At 34.7% G+C, this 20,537-nt stretch carries 18 protein-coding genes and 3 pseudogenes; 17 read left to right on the top strand and 4 right to left on the bottom strand.

Annotation, left to right across the window (positions count from 1 at the left end; all coding sequences use genetic code 11):
- Positions 1 to 11 precede the first annotated feature (11 nt).
- Positions 12 to 569, bottom strand: coding sequence for a flavodoxin family protein (locus ACVWXS_RS15440; protein WP_456958899.1), 558 nt, complete (start codon positions 567 to 569; stop codon positions 12 to 14).
- A 113-nt stretch (positions 570 to 682) separates the two neighbouring features.
- Here ACVWXS_RS15440 and ACVWXS_RS15435 point away from each other — a divergent pair, with 113 nt between their 5' ends.
- Positions 683 to 1,573, top strand: coding sequence for a LysR family transcriptional regulator (locus ACVWXS_RS15435; protein ID WP_456958947.1), 891 nt, complete (start codon positions 683 to 685; stop codon positions 1,571 to 1,573).
- Positions 1,574 to 1,978: 405 nt separating this feature from the next.
- On the opposite strand, the gene ACVWXS_RS15430 is transcribed toward ACVWXS_RS15435, so the two are convergent.
- A complete protein-coding gene (locus ACVWXS_RS15430; RefSeq protein WP_402986535.1) occupies positions 1,979 to 3,004 on the bottom strand; it encodes an S-layer homology domain-containing protein in 1,026 nt (341 codons plus the stop codon).
- Between the two features lie 1,185 nt (positions 3,005 to 4,189).
- On the opposite strand from ACVWXS_RS15430, the gene ACVWXS_RS15425 reads away from it, so the two are divergent.
- The 9 genes from ACVWXS_RS15425 (at position 4,190) to ACVWXS_RS15385 (ending at position 12,977) form a co-directional block, all read left to right on the top strand.
- Positions 4,190 to 4,345 (top strand): hypothetical protein, encoded by a 156-nt coding sequence (locus ACVWXS_RS15425; protein ID WP_368635138.1) that lies wholly within the window; start codon positions 4,190 to 4,192, stop codon positions 4,343 to 4,345.
- Between the two features lie 36 nt (positions 4,346 to 4,381).
- On the top strand, positions 4,382 to 4,669 hold the full coding sequence (locus ACVWXS_RS15420; RefSeq protein ID WP_456958946.1) for a metal ABC transporter permease: 288 nt from the start codon (positions 4,382 to 4,384) through the stop codon (positions 4,667 to 4,669).
- Positions 4,670 to 5,162: 493 nt separating this feature from the next.
- Positions 5,163 to 6,365, top strand: a complete 1,203-nt coding sequence (locus ACVWXS_RS15415; protein ID WP_456958897.1) for an MFS transporter — start codon at positions 5,163 to 5,165, stop codon at positions 6,363 to 6,365.
- Between the two features lie 288 nt (positions 6,366 to 6,653).
- Positions 6,654 to 7,025, top strand: a complete 372-nt coding sequence (locus ACVWXS_RS15410) for a VOC family protein (RefSeq protein ID WP_368635135.1) — start codon at positions 6,654 to 6,656, stop codon at positions 7,023 to 7,025.
- A 465-nt stretch (positions 7,026 to 7,490) separates the two neighbouring features.
- The gene (locus ACVWXS_RS15405) at positions 7,491 to 8,912 is read left to right on the top strand and encodes an anion permease (protein WP_456958896.1); all 1,422 of its coding nucleotides are present in this window, start codon (positions 7,491 to 7,493) and stop codon (positions 8,910 to 8,912) included.
- Positions 8,913 to 9,114: 202 nt separating this feature from the next.
- Complete coding sequence (locus ACVWXS_RS15400; protein WP_456958895.1) at positions 9,115 to 9,762, top strand: ArsR/SmtB family transcription factor; 648 nt, start codon at positions 9,115 to 9,117, stop codon at positions 9,760 to 9,762.
- Positions 9,763 to 9,849: 87 nt separating this feature from the next.
- Positions 9,850 to 11,103 (top strand): MFS transporter, encoded by a 1,254-nt coding sequence (locus ACVWXS_RS15395; RefSeq protein WP_456958894.1) that lies wholly within the window; start codon positions 9,850 to 9,852, stop codon positions 11,101 to 11,103.
- A gap of 698 nt (positions 11,104 to 11,801) precedes the next feature.
- Entirely contained in the window at positions 11,802 to 12,257 is a 456-nt protein-coding gene (locus tag ACVWXS_RS15390) for a hypothetical protein (RefSeq protein WP_456958893.1), read from the top strand.
- Between the two features lie 309 nt (positions 12,258 to 12,566).
- Positions 12,567 to 12,977 (top strand): DUF3888 domain-containing protein, encoded by a 411-nt coding sequence (locus ACVWXS_RS15385; protein ID WP_456958892.1) that lies wholly within the window; start codon positions 12,567 to 12,569, stop codon positions 12,975 to 12,977.
- A 147-nt stretch (positions 12,978 to 13,124) separates the two neighbouring features.
- Here ACVWXS_RS15385 and ACVWXS_RS15380 read toward each other — a convergent pair.
- Positions 13,125 to 13,469 (bottom strand): annotated as a pseudogene (locus ACVWXS_RS15380) (DUF3888 domain-containing protein); the annotation flags it as partial.
- A 738-nt stretch (positions 13,470 to 14,207) separates the two neighbouring features.
- Between ACVWXS_RS15380 and ACVWXS_RS15375 the strand changes: the two are divergent.
- The 3 genes from ACVWXS_RS15375 to ACVWXS_RS15365 all read left to right on the top strand — a co-directional run bounded on the left by ACVWXS_RS15375 (position 14,208) and on the right by ACVWXS_RS15365 (position 17,477).
- Positions 14,208 to 14,978 carry a CPBP family intramembrane glutamic endopeptidase gene (locus ACVWXS_RS15375; protein ID WP_456958891.1) on the top strand — a complete coding sequence of 257 codons (771 nt, stop codon included), beginning with the start codon at positions 14,208 to 14,210 and terminating at the stop codon, positions 14,976 to 14,978.
- Positions 14,979 to 15,351: 373 nt separating this feature from the next.
- Entirely contained in the window at positions 15,352 to 16,839 is a 1,488-nt protein-coding gene (locus ACVWXS_RS15370; protein ID WP_456958890.1) for a WD40/YVTN/BNR-like repeat-containing protein, read from the top strand.
- A gap of 203 nt (positions 16,840 to 17,042) precedes the next feature.
- The gene (locus ACVWXS_RS15365) at positions 17,043 to 17,477 is read left to right on the top strand and encodes a hypothetical protein (protein ID WP_456958889.1); all 435 of its coding nucleotides are present in this window, start codon (positions 17,043 to 17,045) and stop codon (positions 17,475 to 17,477) included.
- Positions 17,478 to 17,605: 128 nt separating this feature from the next.
- On the opposite strand, the pseudogene ACVWXS_RS15360 reads toward ACVWXS_RS15365, so the two are convergent.
- Positions 17,606 to 17,894: pseudogene (locus tag ACVWXS_RS15360) on the bottom strand (IS3 family transposase); the annotation flags it as partial.
- Between the two features lie 307 nt (positions 17,895 to 18,201).
- On the opposite strand from ACVWXS_RS15360, the gene ACVWXS_RS15355 reads away from it, so the two are divergent.
- The 4 genes and pseudogenes from ACVWXS_RS15355 to ACVWXS_RS15340 form a co-directional block, all read left to right on the top strand.
- Positions 18,202 to 18,711, top strand: coding sequence for an RNA polymerase sigma factor (locus ACVWXS_RS15355; protein WP_456958887.1), 510 nt, complete (start codon positions 18,202 to 18,204; stop codon positions 18,709 to 18,711).
- The gene (locus tag ACVWXS_RS15350; RefSeq protein WP_456958886.1) at positions 18,701 to 19,339 is read left to right on the top strand and encodes an anti-sigma factor family protein; all 639 of its coding nucleotides are present in this window, start codon (positions 18,701 to 18,703) and stop codon (positions 19,337 to 19,339) included. The genes ACVWXS_RS15355 and ACVWXS_RS15350 overlap by 11 nt, the downstream gene beginning before the upstream one ends.
- A 133-nt stretch (positions 19,340 to 19,472) precedes the next feature.
- Positions 19,473 to 19,910, top strand: a complete 438-nt coding sequence (locus tag ACVWXS_RS15345) for a VOC family protein (protein WP_456958884.1) — start codon at positions 19,473 to 19,475, stop codon at positions 19,908 to 19,910.
- Between the two features lie 72 nt (positions 19,911 to 19,982).
- Positions 19,983 to 20,277 (top strand): annotated as a pseudogene (locus ACVWXS_RS15340) (IS1595 family transposase); the annotation flags it as partial.
- Positions 20,278 to 20,537: the final 260 nt, after the last annotated feature.

Here is a 20,537-nt window from a genome sequence, read left to right as displayed (position 1 = left end):
AGGTCGTTTTCTCATATTGTATTAAAACGAGCTTTTAATTGCTTATTTAATATGGCTGCCTGTGCTAGTGCCTGTTCATCATGACGAATCTCACCAGGTGTGTTTGCTTCTCCAATAATATACGAGGAAAACTGCATCTTTAAGAAATCAAAGATATATTGGAATTGTTGAATCATTGGTAGACCCTTTATATATGGGTCATCACCTCCGACAGCAAGAACGATGGCCTCAGTATTCTGTAGTTTTTCTTTTAGTTGTGGAAAGCGCTCATCACGAATAGCATGACTCAGTCGATCCACCATGTTTTTCATAATTCCTGACATGCTGTACCAATAAATCGGTGTTGCAAAAATAACGAGATCACTTGTTAAAAATGCATGAATAATTTGATCATAATCATCCTCTACAAACTGAAAGCCGTTATCATCATGGCGCAAATCGTGAATAGGCTCAATCGTTAAATTTTTAAGGTCTATTTTTTCATGTCTAATACCCTCTAATACATAGTCAGCTAGTTGCTCACTATTACTATCGGCTCTAGAGCTTCCAATAAAAGCGGTAATGTTCATTTGAATCCTCCTCTGTTTTTTAGGTTATAACTAGTGTAAACTTATGTTTATTATCGATAAAGCTGAATGTTTCGATGGAATGTATCGAAAAAGGCGATTTAGAGGTGAAAGAGATGGATATTAAACAGCTACAAACGTTTTTAACAGCATCAGAAACATTAAGCTTTACGCAGACAGCACAGCTACTGGATTATGCACAGTCGACTATTACCGCACAAATTAAATCACTTGAAGAGGAGCTTGGAGTTGTTCTTTTTGAGAGGCTAGGAAAACGTATTACTCTGACGTTAGAGGGCAAGCGATTACAACAGTATGCCCAAAAAATGCTCGACTTAGATATGGAAATGAAAAAAGCAATGTTAAACGAGCAGGAACAAGCAGTGTTAAAAATAGGTGCACAGGAAAGTCAGTGTGTATATCGTCTTCCAAGTATTTTACAACAATTTCAAAAATCTCATCCCCAAGTAAAAATTATTTTTAAGCCCGTACACACAACCGAAATTGCCAAAGATTTATTACAGTCAGGCAATCTCGATGTAGCGTTTATTACAGATATTTATAGAGAGACGCCTATGTTACATAGGGAGCGACTTTTACAAGAGCAATTAGTATTTGTCACAGCACCTACCGATGATAACTTTGGGAAAGGTGAGTTTTCTTCACAACAATTAATAAATGAAACGCTGCTATTGACCGAAAGTGGTTGTTCCTACCGTAATCAATTGGAAATACAGTTACAGCAGGAAGGTGCACTACCATACCAAATGATTGAATTTGCTAGTATTGAAGCCATTAAGCAATGTGTGATGGCTGGCTTAGGCATCTCATGCTTACCGAAAATGGTGGTGGAGAAGGAGTTAGAAAACCATCGTTTAAAAGAATTGACGACAACCATGAATTTAGCAGATATTTTTACGGATATTGCTTGGCATAAAGATAAACACATATCTCCGTATCTCGCGGATTTTATAGAAATTGCCATGAAGAGTTATAAGAAGTTTTAAGAGCATCCAACTGACGACTGACTAGCAAAAAGGTGGTGGCTATTGAATCGGCAACACCGTAAAAGTCGATTTAACATAAGGGTCATACTGTTTATAAAAGAGAAACCACATTTCACTGAATTAATTATCGCCACAGGCTACAGTCAATTAAAATGGGAAGATATTAGCAAAATAGCAACAAAAAAATCCTTTTATCGCTCAATAATAAGCCTGTTTTTATAAAGATTGTATCAGTGATAAAAGTGCTAGTTGGGTAATTAAAAAAGTGCGAATGAATTCTATAATTCATTTCGCACTTTTTAGTTCATCGGTACAATTGTGACTTATAAAAGTACCTCAATGGTGTAGTAATTCAACATTGTGATGTTCATTATAAGTTTAGAGATTACGAGTCGGACACATAACCTATTGTTTTTTCAAAGTCCCAGAAAAATTGGTTCCTTCATCATGCTCTGTACGACAATCAACCTCGGTAATTTTTAGTGCATTTTGAAGGCGCTCAAATTCTAGTACACAGCGATTGCCGTTTGAAGCGTTGTTCATCACGGCCTTCGTACTGGAAGTAATTGTTGCAGTCCCATCAATACTACCGGCAGCTGTTCCATCATTGGCAGTAATGAAAATGTTGAAATTTTTATTTGTTGCGTTGGAAATGATGGCGTCACGGCGATTAAAATCAGTCGCACCGTTACCCCATTTATAATAATACGAATAGGTACCTTCCCAAGCACTTTTTGATGGTGTTGTGAGCTGCATTGTTTTATCTAGCTGATTTTGGCCATTTTTTGCTCGTGTATTTAAAGAAGCATTGCTAGCATTTTCATGAATGGCTTGCGCGTCCTCTGAAATTTCATAAAAATTTCTTTCATCCATACGATGGAGCATTGTAACGACTTGAGCACGTGTCATATTGTTTGTAACGCCGAAAAACTTCTGCAAATTACGATTTTCATACTGAGGATTTTGACCAGTAGAAATGTAGTAGTCGAGTAAAAATTGAATCGATTGATCTAATCCACTTTTGCCATTCGTTAAATGTGATATTGCCTGTGCCACAACACCACGCTTTACAGTAGCTGCTCGAATATAGTTATCAAAATATCCATTTAATGGCACACCATAGCTTGCAAGACGATTGTAATATTCATCAGACCAGTTTGCAGCAGGGGTCTGTTTTTTTAATTCATCATACGGCGATTCAAGCTCATAAAAATTGGCAAGTAGTTTCGCAAATTGTTGCTCTGTAATTGTTGCATTAGGTTTAAATGTACCATCTGCATAGCCGTTAACGATTTCATATTCCTCGGCCCACATAATGGCTTCATACGCATAGTGATCTTCTGGTACATCTTTAAAGCCAGCAGCTTGTACTGTGTAACCACTTGCCACAACAAGTATAGAAAGCATTAAAGCGCATACTAATTTTTTCATTAGTCTCAGTCATCCTTTCTAGCTAGGTATGTTAATAGTTTGCAGTATATGGATAAAAACTGCAAATTTTTCTAGTGAAGGACGAGGGAGGAAACGATTGAAGGAGATGATTCTTTTAAGAAAGCAGGAAAATTGAAAATCTGTATTTTTAGCTTCGTCAAAAGTAAATTGATATTTTTCGGAAGTGCTGAAAAATCCTAACCATTTATTATTTAAGTGCATGTTTGGATGCCCGTTGAAAAAAGATTATACTGGTATTCATCTCAACAATTATAGAGGGGGAATCTTCTACTGCATGAAGATAGAAAAATTTAATAGATTATTGTTGACGTTTTAATTGATAATGGTTATCATTTTCATATAAAGATTATTTCCTCATTTACAAAACAGTGTAGAGAGGATGAACTTTAGCTACTTTTCTCCAGAAGTTTGCTAGTTCATGATTACGCTCCTAAAACCCCCCTTATTTTTTGGGAACGTGAAAATCTCAGACGATTCATTCTAAGATAGGATGGAGTCGTCTTTTTTTATGTTTCTGGAGCAATTAAAAAACACCCCATAGAACCGACTGTTATGAAGAAGTAGATGATTAAACAGCACATATCGATAGCAAAATGCCAAGCATTAAACTACTAAACGAAATAGATTGTGATTAATGTATTTGTATCAGGAGAATACCAACTAATATGACGCATGAAATATGAGGAGAAATTTGGCGTACTGTTCCATAGACAAGCCAGCCTGGTGCAAATGCTGCTGCAGGTGCATAGAATAGACAAATCGAACAAAGCCCAAAGTAGCAATGCTATAGACTGTGCTTTCATTTTCCTAGATAGGTGTGAAAAGCCTAATCGATAAAACACGATGATTAATTGTAGAAGGAGTTAGTGAAGTGGAACTGTTATAAAAATAGAAAAATCCATGAGGGTTTGACACAAGCTATTCATTTTAGTGCCGTGTTTTATGGTGATGAATCGAGTAATTAAAAAGAGTATATTGATGCAAATAATTGAGTAAACACCAGTATTTTTTTACGAAAAATGTTGGTGTTTTTTGTGCTAGGCGAAAGTAATAAGAAAAAAATTTTTAAAAGAAAATTTCATAAAATGGTTGAATTTTTTTCACATTAAGCATATATCTTTCCTAAAGGAAACAAAATATCGTCCGAGAAAGAAGAGTGAGTGAATGAAAGAGTTAGATGATGTGAAGCTAACAATTCTTCCGTTAAGTATTTTGATAATTCTTACACTTTTGTGGAAACTAACAGAGTCTGTTGGAGCGGGAATGATGGTTATTGTTTTCTGGATAAGCTGGCGCCAGCTTATAAAGAAATTATTATAAATTAAGGGGGATAGAAGGACATTGCTTTCGATTACAATGCCAAAGGCTGTATGGATGTTACTCCTTGTCCTGATAATTAATATTACGTTCTTGCTATTATACTTTAAAGAAATCAAGTTAACGACCTTTGACCCAGTCTATGCGGCCTCCATTGGCATTCCAGTTGTTTTTCTATATGATGGTTTTATGACAACAATTTCCTTTACTACCGTGATATTATTTAGCGAAGCTTGGGGATACGTCCATTGCAGGGATGATGGCAAAAACTGTGGGAGTATTTTTCGTCGTTACATTAGTAAGTCAAAAAATCTTCGAGTACCTTAGAAAATCGCTCGTTCGTAAATTAAAAGTTCTATTATGTGAAAGCATCGTTTGATCATGTATTCAAACGATGCTTTTTTGTCATTTTATTATGTCTATTTCAAACTTTTGCATGATACTTATTTTCTGTAAAAACAGTATACTTTTGAAAGTAAATGGAAAAGGGGAAACAACTTGATTGTCAGATGCTTTATAAAAATGGTGGATGAGCAAGAATTAGTAACAAAATACATATGCATGTAAGTAGAAAATATCTTCTGGAAACACAAATATTACAAAGGATGTAATTTTTGAGGATCATCACCGAAAGTTGTGGATGGCATTTGTTAAGACGTATGTTTTGTATATAAGTTGATCTTCGTTCCGACTGGGCGCACAGTCGGAACGGAAATCAACCACACGTTATGGTGGTGAGCCAGATTTATATGTACGAATATTTGTAATTTTGTTACTATTGATGTAATTAATTGAAAGTGAATCAACAAGGAGATGCAGCATGTGGCATAATCGGAATGTATGGATAATTTTATTAGGTGAATTTGTCGTAGGTCTTGGCTTGTGGGCTGGGATTATAGGGAATCTAGCTTTTATGCAAGAGGTCGTTCCCTCTGACTTTCACAAATCATTAATTATTGCTTGCGGTATACTAGCAGGTTTAGTTGTAGGTCCGTTGGCAGGTCGTATTATTGACCAGTCGAAGAAAAAAACAGTGGTGCAGCAGGCAAGTATAGGACGAATTATAAGTGTGTTATTTATGTTTATGGCACTTTATACAAATTCGGTTATTTGGATGATTCTTTTTTTAATAACATTGCAAATAGCAGCTGCCTTTTATATGCCGGCGCTACAATCTATCATTCCAATGATTGTCAAGGATAAGGATTTAATTACTTTAAATGCTTGGCAAATGAATGCTCGAACGATATCTAGAATTATTGGAACTGCTGCGGCAGGATTTATGTTAAGTTTCTTTGAGCTTAAATGGTTGTATATCATTTCATTAATCGTCTATATGATGATGTTTGTTATTACGAGCTTCCTACAATTAGAGGAAACGTCTAATGAGTCGAAAACAAATAAGGAAAAGGGTAGTTTTAAAGAGGTATTACCAATGGTCAAGGAGCACCCTATTGTATTGATGACACTTGTTCTAATGTTAATTCCAACATTATTTTTAGGGTCTTTTAATTTAGTTATTATGAAAATTTCTGAAATCCATCAGTCAACGACGATATCAGGATTATTGTATACGGTTGAAGGTATCGGTTTTATGCTAGGTGCAGCAAGTTTAAAATTGATTACTGAACGGGTGAAAATAGGAACACTGCTCTTTTCATTAGCATTCATCATTGGTTCGATGGAGCTAATGCTACTATTATCGGATATTCAATTCTTTGCGCTCATGACATTTGGCATTTTTGGTTTTTCCGTAGGCTGTTTTTTCCCAACGACCATGGTGATTTTTCAAAAGCAAGTACCAAAAGATTTTCACGGACGATTTTTCTCATTCCGCAATATGATCGACTCCGTCATCTTTCAAGTCGTTTTATTGTCGACAGGCATGATGTTAGATTTAATTGGTCTAAGTGGTATGGGGCTAGTTTTCGGCGTCATTAGTTTAAGTTTAACAATATCTTTTTTACTATATTCAAAGAAAAAGAATGTTGTCATGCATGCGCATTTAGTGAGTAAAAATTAATATTTCTCTATTAGGAACTGTCAATTTTTTTAGTGCTTTTGACAGTTCTTTTTTATTTTCATTATATTGGAAGAGGTAGGTATTCAGCTATCGGGCACCTTATTTGAATGAAGAGAACAATCTTTTTGAATCGGGTCAATTAATGGAATATGGCTTATTGAGTTAACTTGGCTTTGGTTTTATTTTAGAGAAATTGGACAAACTGAAATGTATTCATCAAAGTAATGATGTATACTTAATTTATGTAAAAACTTGCTTTAAATTATTAATTATTTTATTGGAGGAAATATGAAACTTGGTGCATTCTCTGTAAGTTTAAGTGTAAAAGACATTCACAAATCAAAAACATTTTACGAAAATCTTGGATTTCAAGTATTCGGGGGGGATATTACTCAAAATTGGCTCATTATGAAGAATGAAAGCTGTATAATTGGTCTATTCCAAGGAATGTTCGAAAAGAATATTCTAACTTTTAATCCAGGATGGAATGAAAATGCCGAAAATCTAAATTCGTTTACAGACATTCGAGACATTCAGAAAGATCTTAAAGCAAAAGGAATTAAAATATTATCGGAAGCAGATGAAACAAGCGAAGGCCCTGCAAGTCTTACAATTGAAGATCCTGATGGTAATCCTATTCTTTTAGATCAACACAGATGAGAACAAAATAATATTTCTTGAATGATTAAAGAATCTAATCAAAATAAAGTGTACCCTTTGCAAAGGTCATTTTAAAAAGCTCTAGGCAACTTGAAGAAGATGATGTCTGCATTGTGCAGTTGTCATCTTTTTTTAAGTTCCACTACCTCGATCATGATTGTAATAGGTCATAAAACTTTTGATTTCTTCTCTAGTGTCTCACATGTTTTAAAACCCCCATTCCACCTGCTGTAAGTATATATTGTAAAAAAAATCCTATAAAAAAGTTCGTTTTTATTAATAGATTAACATAATAGAGAAATATTTCTAATTCGAGGCCGTTTTTTTCTAAAAAATGTACCAAAACTCTTTTCATCTATTACATAAAGCATATATAATACTTATGTTTTTTCGATAATGGGGAAATATTAAAACATGGGAGAAATCACTTTTGAAAATACATTGGGGTAAAGGAGCATTTACATCATGAAAGAAGAAAAAAGTGCAGTAAAATGGGTTCCTTTCTTAATTACCCTTGCTGTTGGTGTGGCTATCTGGTTTTGTCCAGCACCTTCAGGAGTAGAGGAAAAGGCATGGCATCTATTTGCTATTTTTGTTGCGACAATTATAGGATTTATTACTAAACCTTTGCCAATGGGAGCTGTATCCATTATTGCTATGGCTGTGATTGCCATAACAAATACATTAACCATTGAAGAGACATTAAGCGGTTTTGGCAATTCAACAATTTGGCTAATTGTCATTGCCTTCTTTATTTCACGTGGATTTATTAAAACGGGATTAGGAGAACGCATTGCCTATCTATTTGTTCGCCTTTTTGGGAAAAAAACCTTGAGTTTGTCTTACTCATTACTAGCGAGTGATTTAATATTAGCGCCAGCTATTCCTAGTAATACAGCTCGTGCTGGTGGTGTTATATTTCCGATCATCCAATCTTTATCTCATACCTTCGGATCTAAACCAGAAGACGGGACAGAGCGTAAGATGGGGGCCTTTCTTTTGACGGTAGGCTTTCAAGGGAATTTAATAACATCTGCTATGTTTATGACAGCCATGGCAGCGAATCCTTTAATTGTAAAGCTGGCAAGTGATACAGCTGGAGTAACGATTACTTGGTTTGGCTGGGCGGTGGCTATGATTGTCCCTGGGCTAACAGCTTTAATCGTTGTTCCTTATATTATTTATAAAATCTATCCGCCTGAAATCAAGCAGACACCAGAAGCAGCAGCTATCGCTAAAAAGAAACTGGATGAATTTGGTCCACTAAAAAGTTCTGAAAAGCGAATGATTGTAGTATTTATTGTTGTGTTATCGTTATGGATTGGCGGAGACTCTTTAGGAATTAGTGCCACTACATCAGCTCTAATCGGTCTCTCCTTGCTTTTATTGTTAAATGTATTAACATGGGCAGATATTAAAAAGGAAGAAGGGGCATGGGATACGCTTGTCTGGTTTGCAACATTATTTATGATGGCATCTTTTATGAACAAACTAGGACTAATTCCATGGTTTAGTAATGAAGTTGGTGGACTTGTATCTGGGTATAGTTGGGTATGGGCTGTTGTAATATTAGCATTAGTGTATTTCTACTCCCATTATTTCTTTGCAAGTTCCACTGCTCATATTAGTGCGATGTATGCAGCCTTTTTATCTGTTATGTTGCAAGCAGGGGCACCAGCTATGCTAGCAGCTATATTATTAGCAGCATTTAGTAATTTATTTGGCGCCACAACCCATTATGGTTCTGGTCCAGCACCGGTCTTTTTTGGTGCAGGTTATATTGAACAGAAAAAGTGGTGGACAGTTGGATTTGTCGTTTCCGTAGTTACCATTCTGATCTTTACTTTAGTCGGAGGATTCTGGTGGAAGCTTCTTGGTTATTGGTAATATAATTAGCTTCTGTATCCGGATAGAATTAAGTTTCTATCCGGATATTTTTATTGTTAAAGGTGTGAATAACTAAGGGCTAGTTGTCGCCTGGGCCAAAGCGCTACATCCCTGAGCCTATTGTATTGACAATAGTAAAATTTAGAAGTATTATTCAACTATTCAATAAATTAATTGAATAGTTTAAAGGTGGTTATCTGTATTGAATGAACGAAATTTAAAGGATTTGTTATATCAAGAGTTCGCAAGGATTGGAAAAAGTTTATCAAGTCCTAAACGATTGGAAATTCTTGATATATTATCACAAGGTCCAAAGTCTGTAGATGCTTTAGCCAAAAGTACGGATATGTCAGTTGCCAATGTGTCTCAACATTTAAAAACACTTTTTAATTCGAGATTGGTTAAATTTAAGAAGGAAGGAAATTTTGTCATTTATGAACTAGCAGATGAAGTTATTTCTGATTTTTTAATTACATTGCATGCTTTATCAGAAAAGCAGCTTATCCAAGTTCAACAAATTAAAGAAGAATTCTTAAATGCTCAACTTGGCTTAGAAGGAATAACACTTTCAGAGCTTATTCCTCGTATGGAAAAAGGTGAGGTTTTACTATTGGATGTAAGACCGAAAGAAGAATTTGAGGAGGCGCATATTCCAGGTGCTATTTCGATTCCTATTGAAGAATTGGAGGATACACTTTCGTCTTTACCAGTAAATTGTGATGTTGTTGCTTATTGCAGAGGATCTTATTGTTTAATGTCTGCAAATGCAGTGAAGATTCTCAAAGCAAACGGAATTAAGGCATTTCGAATGGAACAGGGCGTTAAAGAATGGCTACAATTAGTGAAATAATTAAATTAGAGTTGAAGTTGTCGAATAGGCTAATAAAATGGGGATAATTTTAATCATTTATATAAGTAAGAAAGAAGGTGTATATAAGTGTTTGGTCAATCACAAGATTCTATTGAGAGTTATATAGATTCACCTGAAAAGCTAAAAAATTTATACAGGCGCGTGTTGATTGTTGTTAGTATTTCCCAAATATTTGGTGGGGCAGGGCTTGCAGCGGGCATTACGGTTGGTGCTCTTTTAGCTCAACAAATGCTTGGAACGGATGCCTATGCAGGTGTGCCATCAGCTTTATTTACTTTAGGGTCAGCAGGAGCAGCTTTTATCGTAGGAAAACTTTCTCAACGGTATGGACGTCGTATAGGGTTATCGACAGGTTTTATTGTAGGGGGACTGGGGGCAATTGGTGTTGTAATTGCTGCCATGATGAATAGTGTCATTTTATTATTTGCTTCTCTACTAATCTATGGTGCAGGGACTGCGACAAATTTACAAGCTCGCTATGCAGGGACAGATTTAGCAAATAGTAAACAACGAGCAACTGCTATCAGTACGACAATGGTTATGACAACCTTTGGGGCTGTGGCAGGTCCAAATTTAGTAGAAATTATGGGCAAATTTGCTGTTTCTATTGGTGTGCCGTCTCTTGCAGGTCCATTTATTTTATCAGCAACAGCATTTATTTTAGCAGGTCTTGTCCTTTTTATTATGTTACGACCTGATCCATTAGAGATTGCAAAAAGGATAGAAGCACATAAACAAGTAAATAAGACGGAATCCTTGAATAAAGCAAACAATAAAAGAGGTCTAACAGTTGGCGCAACGGTTATGGTACTTACTCAGATTGTAATGGTTGCTATAATGACGATGACACCAGTACATATGAAACATCATGGTCATGGTTTATCGGAAGTAGGGATTGTTATAGGATTTCATGTAGGTGCCATGTATCTTCCCTCGCTTGTAACAGGTATTCTTGTTGATAAAGTCGGACGAACAGCCATGAGTATTGCTTCAGGAGTAACTTTGTTATTTGCTGGTTTAATAGCGGCATTCGCACCGAGCGATTCTATGGTTCTATTAATAGTTGCTCTTTCTTTACTTGGATTAGGTTGGAACTTTGGCTTAATAAGTGGTACCGCACAAATAGTAGATTCGACAGAGCCTTCTACACGAGCAAAAACACAAGGGAAAATTGATGTTTTAGTTGCACTAGCAGGAGCTTCTGGTGGTGTTCTCTCCGGTATGGTAGTGGCTAATGCAAGTTATGCGATACTATCTTTAGCTGGAGGTCTTTTATCCTTATTACTTATTCCTGTTGTCATTTGGTCTAGAAAAGCTTGAGATTCCTCTAAACCATAATGAGAAAAGAGATGTTGTAGATGTTTTTAATACTCAAAAGTTTAAGTGTTCAAAACTAATAAAATATAAATGGGAAGCTTCTTTCGTTTAGCTTACAAGATGGAGATGTAATCTTCTATCATGGCGATTAAAGCAGTAATAATAATTTTGCGCCAAGTATAACGCATTGAGTTTAACCACTTTGCGGCTTGAACTGTAGTATTGAAAAAAAGATTGATACTCGTTAAAAAAGTTCGTTACTTGAAAAAAAAGATTATTACCGCAGTAGCTTTGTAAGAAAGATGGATTAAAATCATTTCTCCTCTATAGATTTATTAGAGGAGAGATTTTTTTATTGAATATCTATGTTAATGTTACTTTAAAGTGTAGTTTTGTAAAAAAGATTGATTAAAAGACCATTTAATTGAATATGTCTTATTGAGCTAAAAATGAGATGTTGAATATTAAAAAAGAACTTCAATAAAAGGACTAATTGTTCTTATTACCATTAAACAATCCACTAACAGTGGCTTTACTTCAACGGGAGTAATGCCTTTTTCTTCTTCAAGTAACGAAGCAGGTTAGTTGAACATGCAGAGATTGATTTTTGGATAATTTACTTAAAATTGGAACCTCTTTTAGTTTCAAACGTATTAAAGTAAACGAACAGGGCTGATTGAACCAAAAGGGGCAGGATTATATTGAAAAAAAACAGTCATTCATCGGTTATTTTGGTAGTTCTGATTAATATTATTTTCATTTGTATAGCTCAAGGCTTCTATACTTTGATGTTATTAGAGATAAAGGATGTGACCATTTCTCTTCTTTTCTTTATACCTTTAATTATTGTTTTCGTTAATTTAATTCTTTGGTTAAGTAAATTTAGAATCAAATTCTCTTGGCATTTGATTTCGGCATATATCGGTTACTTTTGTTCCGTTTTTGTCTTCTACTTTATTCATTTTATTAACATAGACAAATCATCTTATGATGATTTCCCTCCTGGTGAAGCATATTGGGATTTATTTTTGTATGTATGCATTAATACAGCTTTACAGTTGACAATTTTGTTTTCCCTGACTGTTGTTATATTTTTACTATACAAAGGAACCTCTTATGTGATTAATGGAAAATATGGTGATACAAAAAAACAATAGTCGATTAAATAAGTGACTATCCTACTAGCAAGTTGTTTAGTGAGGAACATTATTCAATGAGTTGAATGAAACTGCGATCTTCAAGAATGTTGTCTGAACCTCTTCTTCCGAATAGCCTGGATTGCAAGGTTTTGTCGGCGGGTTTCCCAACTAACCTATTAATTGAACGAACAGGTGCTTTACTTGAAGAACATTGGGTTGCCTAGGCAGCTCTTTTTTTCTTTATTGAACTAACGATGCAGGTTAATTGAATAAAAAGTAACAAGATACTAAGAATAAGGAGTAAACACAAATCAGAGGTGAATCTTGATGGTTAAGCAATACTTAATCTTATTAGGATTTCTATTTATTATTCTTACTTCTACACAAGTTGTTAAATCAGAAACTGTTCCAAAAATTGAAGAAATGTATGTCACAACAGAAGACATTATTTCAGACATAATATTCCCAACTGTTGATAAAAGAGTATTAAAAGAGTATGGGCAGAATACACTTTTTGACTGGCAATGGAAAAGGATTTTAAATATTACTTACAATGATAATCATTCCTATGACGTTACTGTAAAAATTGAATTCCCTTCGAAAAATTTTGATGATGCTAAAGAAGATATAGTTAAAGTAAGGATATCCCCATCCTGTGATAGTGACAAAATTAATAAACAGAAATGTAATCACGGTTTCAAAATTGAAGTATTAGATTACAAACATTTATCTCAATAAGAATTATTACCTTTAATTCAACTAATGAAGGTTTTACTTCAATAAGGGGTAGAGCCTTTTTCTACTTAAACTAACGGTGCTGGCTTGGTTAATATTGCTGTTTTATCTTTTCGCAAAGAAACGGGAAAAGTCGGTATAAGTATTTAATTATTCTGGTGGATATTTATACGTCTCTAGGTGAGTGTGATTTATCAATTTAACCTCAGATCCAGCAGATATTTCATAAGTCATTCGATCCTTCCCTAATGAAATATTATGATCGCCATCAGTTGGTTCAATTTCAAAAGTAATTTGCAAATCAAAGCCTCTGAAATGATTTCTTTTAGTTTCAATCAATTCAATTTTCCACGGAGTTACATGAGGTGAAACAACCTTAAAAATCTTCGGGTAATAATAGTTAGTCAAATCTTTTTCGATATAAGGAGTAAGCATTAGCATAAGCATATCCTGTAATCTAAGTTCTTCAGAATCTTGAGTTGGTTTAGCTGAGGAAACGAAAAACTAGATTTCTATGTTAATATAAATATTATATTATAAAAAATACTAAATCTGGGTAATGGTGGGGGATAATAAGATGATTTATTTGAAGAAAGCAATGACACTTCTGACTTTCATTTTTATTGGTATTTTTATGATAGGCTCTTTTCCTTCGATTACAAGTGCTTGTTCGTGTGCATATTTACCAAGTGTAGAATAAGAATTTGAACGTTCAAAAGCCGTATTTAGTGGGAAAGTTGTTGATATAAAAGAGAGACTAAGATTAAAAGGATATACAACTAAATCAGTTCTTTTTGAGGTAACAAACACTTGGAAGGGTGGTGAACAATCACAGATTATCTTAACTACTGGTCAAGGTGGTGGAGATTGTGGATATAATTTTATAAAGGGAGAAGAAAGGGAGGACAAAAGAAATGGGAATTGAAATGGTAATCGGCCTAGTTATCGGTGTATTTTTAATTTGGGCTGGCTATATTGTTCGAACAAAACAGGCATTTGCATTTCTTGCAGGTTTCAGGTAAACGTGAGAACCGGTTAATAAAGAAAGACTGGGGAACAGAGTCGGTATTCTCTTAATTTTTATAGGTGTTATAGCTATTTTTACCATATGGTTTGGGGCTACAGTTGGAAAAATCTCTGGGGTCTTGGCTATTATTGATGTGATTATGATTATGATTATGATTATTATAGTAATCGGATTAGATCAAATAGGATATTGAAAGGAGTGTACATGTGGGAAAATGGAGAATAAAACTAGTCCTGTTATTTACGATATTAAATACAATAGGAATATTCGCTATAATTCCATATGAGATAACTTTAATGGGCGATCAATCTGTACCGGGAGATATACCAACTTCATTAATAGTTATTATAAATTCAACTTTTCAAGTTTTATATATGTTTGTATTGATATTGGTTGGTTTAAGACTTCAAAATCGTACAGGGTTAAACGCTCCACTATTAAATGGAATTGTTTATCCTAAGTCACGAGTACATATCTCAAAAAAGTGGTTAATCAATAGTATTGTTGGAGCATTAATTGGAAGCGTTATTATAATTCTTCTTGATTTATTCGTATTTAGCCCATTGATAGGAGCACCAATGGATCAACTCCCCTCACCGAATTGGTGGCAAGGTTTACTTGCTTCATTATACGGAGGATTTACAGAAGAAATAATGCTTCGATTGTTTGGCATGACGTTCATTGTATGGTTATTGGCCTGGATAACAAAAAAAGAAAAGGATAACATTCCTAATAGTTTTTACTATGTTGCAATTTTTCTTGTAGCAATAATATTTGGATTAAGGCATTTGCCAGCGACAATACAAGTATTCGGCGATCTATCTACAATTATTGTAATACGGGCATTGGTGTTAAATGGGCTCTTAGGCTTGTGGTTTGGTTACTTGTACTGGAGGAAGGGCTTAGAATATGCAATGATTGCACATATGTCAGCAGATATCTTTCTTCACGTTCTATTTGCGTCAATACTCTATTAAGCAATCGGGCGCTATTCTTGAAAAAAATTGTGCCTTCTTTAGTTAAAAGAGCCATTTAATTGAATAAGACCCACAAAAATCCGCTTTCCTTTACTTAAGGAAAGCGAATTTTTAGATTGATTTTTCTGCTTATTTATTCGCCAGTAAGAAATGAGCGAACTATAACGTAAAAATCAGCCCTTCTTTCAGCAAAGAAGAAGGTGCTTTTTGCTGAATTCCTTTTTAATAAATGAACAATAAAATAGACGTTTTTAAAAAATTAGGTGGCTCTTTATTATTGAATTTAATATTAACAGCCGAATTTGGCTATGGCGGGTAATATCATTTGAAATGGGCAAACTACCTTAACTATTAAAATTAGGTGGCAAAAAACATGAAAAACAAGCCAATTAACTTTATTTTAACTTTATACGTTTTGATATTTGTTTTATTTCCAACAGGGATACTGTTTACCGATACAAGTGCAGCTGGTCGTGAAGTGGTCGTTTCAGATGGTGAAGCTACGCTAAAAGAAGCGATTGACATTGGATTGCAGAGAGCCAAAGAATGGAATGTAAACGCAACACTTTCAAGAGTAAACAGTGTGGACGAAACGATGGGAGGTTCTAGAGGAGAAACAGGCAAACGCTTTAATTGGTTTATGTTCTTTGTGGTTCCAGGTACAGATGATTATGTACTAGTTGGTATCTCAGAAAAGAAAGTCACCTTGTTTAGACCGAGTAAACAATCTCAGGATCCAACAATACCCTACGATGAGATTAAGTTAGATAGCTCTGATGTTCTTCAACTAGCGAAGGATAAATACGGACTAAAACAAGGAAAAGATTGGGCAACAGGATATCATTTTACACTTGATAGTATCGATGGAAAACCCATTCTAACAGTGGTTGGAAATGATCGAGATAACCGTTTTACTCGAATTTCATTCAATGCTAAAAATGGAGATATAGTCAGTGCCGTTCATAAATTGCCATACGGCGGAGGATTAATATCCAAACGTATTGGTACCGATACCGTAACAAAAAAGGGAATGGCGATTATGGGGGTTGTCGCTAGAAATAACAATTTAGTGGTATGGGGAGACAAAAAGCCAACACAATTTAGTACAACCAAGCAACCTTTTATTGAATTGAGTCATAACAATGGAGAATCATGGACAGAACTCCAAGTTAATAATTATGTAACACATGCTTGGTTTAATAAGAATGATCAATTATACGTAGCAACCGAAAAAGAATTATGGGCAGGCATTACATCAAAAAGTAAAGGGAAAAAAATTCTTTCATTAGACCACAAGATTGAACACATTGATTATTCAATCAACAACCATATAGCCGTGATATCAAATGGGAAGATTTACTACACGAACAATCAAGGGGAGAATTGGGAACAAGCCATTATACCTCAGCCATTTTTTGTGGTTCAAATCTCGAATAATGGTGATTTGGTAGGATTAACAGAAGAAAGGAAGGTTTTGCAAAAGACAAATGATGGTTGGAAAGAGATAACTATGCCGAATCGTAATGATGAACCTAGTGATATGATAGTGATTAATAATAGGCTATTTATAACAACACAAAGTGGAATTTGGACCCGAGATCTTCAAGAGGGAAATTGGAGAAAAAATAAAGTTGATGTAGAGGTAGTTAAATTCATTAAAAAAGGAGAGAAATTATTCGGATACACACATAGAGGTGAATCTATTTATTCCATCAACACGAAAGACGAAAGAAAACCTGAAAAAGTGTTTGATGCGGTTGATTTAGTCGTTATGGATGTGGATATCATGGGAGATACGTTTTGGATTGCAACTATACCAGGTTATTCATGGGAAGAAATGACGACTCCACTGAGACGATAAAAGTTTGAAGTTAACAATCGGGCGCAATTCTTGAAAAGGAATTGGGCCTCTTTAGCTAAAGGGCCATTTTTCGATTTAGGAATAGCATAAAAAATTCTTTTTTTATGCAGCTAACTAGTTTTTTTCAGGGGCAGATATACATTTTAAAAAGAGGTAAATAATATACATATAGCCCTACGAATGATAATCGTACAGGAGGTAATATGATCAATCATCTACGAGTTATTATTTACATGTGTGTATTAGGAATTTTGATATATCCTCAAATATCATTTGCAGTAGATGAAGTACCATTTTTGATTAACAATGGGAAATGTCCTAACTCGCAAAATTTGGAGCCTGTGAGTTCAGATAAAGGGCTTATAAATGCATTGAACACAATTATTCCTGAGGTTTATAAAAATTCAAATTACAAAGGTTGGAAAGTTGAAACCATAGCACATCTTCCAAAGTCACCTCATCCAGAAGCTTATTATGCAATGGCTAAAAATTATTGCGGAGAAGAAATAGCGAATAATTCTTGGTTTGTAGAAGTACTCTTTCCACAATATTTGCCGGCATATGATGCATCACATAGACAAATTTTTGTTACTAAAAACAAACAGGGGCAATGGTTTGCTTGGTTTAGATTTCATTAATGCCTTTTCAACAATCGGGCGTGATAGTTGAATAAGCGTCGCTGTTCTTATTCAACTAACGGGTGGCGTTAATTAAAGATCATTGAGTTGCTAAAGTGTACCCTTTGTAAAGGACATTTTGAAAAAAGCTAGGCAACCTTTTGGAGCTGCTGTCTGTATTTTGCAGGCGGCGGCTTTTTCAAGTTCCATTGCCCTCGAAATAACTTTTCACTTCTCGTTTTACTTCTTCTAATGTTTCGCACGCTTTCATATTGGTTTCATCTTTAAAATGATCGAAGAGGGATTCTTGGGGGGCGTTATCCCAACAGTTTCCTTGGCGTGACATCGATTGCCCTAGTCCCATTTTTTCTTCACAAGTTTCTGGAATTGTGGATTCGTATAATGGAACCCTTGATCTGAATGAATAAATGCATCTTCTTGATATTTTGGAGTACAAAGGTGACGAAGACACTCAATAAAAACAGACAACAAATTTATTTAACCTCTTTGGTTTTTCGATCCAAGCAAAGTAAAAGGCATTAACAATAAGGATTTATCTATTCTCGTTAATGCCTTTTTCTAATGTTATGTTCTATTTGATGGATACCTCTACGAAATCAAAAGTGTTGTCCGTAAAAATGATTCTATGATTATTTTAAAAAAATAAAAAATTCCTGTAACGAATAACGTATTAAAGCTATATATAAGTGTCGCAATAAAAAAATGGTGAGAAGGAGGGAGGTAGGTGGAGGATTTAAGTGAACTCTACGAATCGTATGCAGATGAAGTAAAGTATTTTCTTATTTGTTTAACTTCAAATGTAGATTTAGCGGAAGAGCTGACGCAAGAGACCTTTTATCAAGCAGTAAAGTCTATCGATCGATATAACGGCAAATGTAAAATGTCTGTCTGGTTATGTCAGATTGCAAAACATACATATTATAACTTCTTAAAGAAGGAGAAACGTAATACTCATATGAGTGTAGATAATATGATGCAAATGGGAGTGGATATCCCATCTAATGCTGATCTGCCAGACGTTGAAATTGTTAAACGCAATACACTTATTTCAATACACAAAGAAATACATTTATTAAATGAGCCTTATCGTGAAATGTTTTTACTGAGAACATCTATTAATCTTAGTTTTAAAGAGATTGGTGAGATATTTGACAAAAGTGAAAACTGGGCGAGGGTAACGTTTTATCGTGCCAAACTAAAACTAGCAGAAAGGATTGATCTAGATGAATTGTAATATTATTAAAGATTTACTACCATCGTATGTTGATGGTATTTGTAGTGAAGATACTGTAAAAGCGATTGAAGAACATATACAGCATTGCGAAGAATGTAAACAGACGTTAAAAAGGATGCAGCAGCAAACAGATGATGTTCAAGCGATACCAGAAGAAGTGAAAAAAGCAATTACACCCTTTAAAAAAATTAATAAAAAGCGACGTATCCAAGTCATTGGGGCCATTGTTATGACCTTTATAATAACGATTATAGGTGCGTGGGTGATTCAAGATGTAGGGGCTGTGAATCAAATCTTTTTCCCTATGAGAATCGCCGTTGTCGTTGTAGATTCAGCAGATGGTATGGAAGAATGGGAAAGAATAATTTTTAGCGACAAAGAGCATCGGAGATATGACAAAGATTATCTGATATATAATAGCGTTTTTTGGAATAAAGAGATTACTAATCACGCTAATAATGAAAGTGACATATTACTAAGGGTAAAAGATAAAAATGGAGATGTAGTAGTAGATGAATTGTTGGTATCACCTGGAACAAGTGTACAATTGGATAACTTAAAAAATAATGAAAAATATTACTTTGAAATTAAAACTACACAAGGAAGATTCCATATTACTGCCACATGAGAAATAAAGAGGCCTAGATAATTATCGAGTTTTCTGTTTTATGTAGCTGTTAATACAAAAATACAGATTTGGTTAATACCGGAATTCGGATACAGGATATTGCAAAAAAACAGAAACAATGGAGGTATGAAATTTGAAGATCCAAAGAATAGATCATGTGGGTGTAATCGTAAATAATCTCGCCGCCGCTAAAGAGTTTTTTCTCGATTTTGGACTTGAGGTGAAAGGGGAATGGGAAATGGAAGGAGATTTAATGGGATATGCAGTTGGGCTTAATGACGTTAAAGTAGCGTGTGTAGGATTGGGAACGACAGACGGTCAGACATGGATCGAGCTAATCAAATTTTATACACCGTCAGATGAAAAAGATAGTCAGCAACCCTTTGCAAATACATTGGGTATCCGACATATTGCATTTACTGTTGAAGATATTGAAGCTGTTGTTGCCAAATTGAAAAAGAAGGATACGGAAATCTTTAGCGAGATACAGCAATATGAAGAAAGTTATAAATTATGCTACGTTCGTGGTCCAGAAGGAATTATTTTGGAGTTGGCTGAGGAAATCAAATAAGTAATGTTAATTTGAAAAGAAAGTACGACTCTTTGTTACTTTCTTATTTTTTTGGCTCTGTTAAAGGTTAATGTAGCTTGTATGGGGCGTGTTGTGAAAACGAAAGTTGACGGTATGATAGGCTCTAAATTAACATCTAATAATGTACTTGTAACAGACGCTTGGAGAGCCCATAAAATGTATGCAAATGAAAAAGGGATAGAACACTACCGCATTAAATCAGACGAGTACCTTGCTTGGTTTTTATTTGTAGATAGTTATAGTAAGAAAGCACAAAACATAATATCAAAGAATTTCTTTTGACATCCTTTGTTTTTGAAATGACAAAAATTATCGAAGTTTACGGTTATCGAAATTCAACGTGTAATGCTTATTTAACTATTAGAGATTTTACGGAAAATAGTGTCATTTACGGTGACTTTCCGTCAGATTTATGCGGATTTACAACGTCAAAGATAGAAAAGTACACAAATACGATTTTGGGAACGGGATTGGACTGTTTTAACTGGAATGAAAGTTACCAAACGAGGGTTGAAGTGACCCCTAAAAGTTAGACACGGTTATTTCATTTAGGCAGCTTGGGTAAATTGCGTTCGGTATTGCACCGGGCTCAATTTTAATTTTGCC

It is taken from the genome of Lysinibacillus sp. TE18511, assembly GCF_054062295.1.
Note: the sequence above shows the minus strand (reverse complement) of the source record. Positions and strands in the feature narration are given on the sequence as shown.

Bases quoted from the DNA above. Each gene is read 5' to 3' on its own strand.
- ACVWXS_RS15440 (WP_456958899.1), bottom strand. From the start codon at position 569: ATGAACATTACCGCTTTTATTGGAAGCTCTAGAGCCGATAGTAATAGT.
- ACVWXS_RS15435 (WP_456958947.1), top strand. From the start codon at position 683: ATGGATATTAAACAGCTACAAACGTTTTTAACAGCATCAGAAACATTA.
- ACVWXS_RS15430 (WP_402986535.1), bottom strand. From the start codon at position 3,004: ATGAAAAAATTAGTATGCGCTTTAATGCTTTCTATACTTGTTGTGGCA.
- ACVWXS_RS15425 (WP_368635138.1), top strand. From the start codon at position 4,190: ATGAAAGAGTTAGATGATGTGAAGCTAACAATTCTTCCGTTAAGTATT.
- ACVWXS_RS15420 (WP_456958946.1), top strand. From the start codon at position 4,382: ATGCCAAAGGCTGTATGGATGTTACTCCTTGTCCTGATAATTAATATT.
- ACVWXS_RS15415 (WP_456958897.1), top strand. From the start codon at position 5,163: ATGTGGCATAATCGGAATGTATGGATAATTTTATTAGGTGAATTTGTC.
- ACVWXS_RS15410 (WP_368635135.1), top strand. From the start codon at position 6,654: ATGAAACTTGGTGCATTCTCTGTAAGTTTAAGTGTAAAAGACATTCAC.
- ACVWXS_RS15405 (WP_456958896.1), top strand. From the start codon at position 7,491: ATGAAAGAAGAAAAAAGTGCAGTAAAATGGGTTCCTTTCTTAATTACC.
- ACVWXS_RS15385 (WP_456958892.1), top strand. From the start codon at position 12,567: ATGGTTAAGCAATACTTAATCTTATTAGGATTTCTATTTATTATTCTT.
- ACVWXS_RS15370 (WP_456958890.1), top strand. From the start codon at position 15,352: ATGAAAAACAAGCCAATTAACTTTATTTTAACTTTATACGTTTTGATA.
- ACVWXS_RS15365 (WP_456958889.1), top strand. From the start codon at position 17,043: ATGATCAATCATCTACGAGTTATTATTTACATGTGTGTATTAGGAATT.
- ACVWXS_RS15350 (WP_456958886.1), top strand. From the start codon at position 18,701: ATGAATTGTAATATTATTAAAGATTTACTACCATCGTATGTTGATGGT.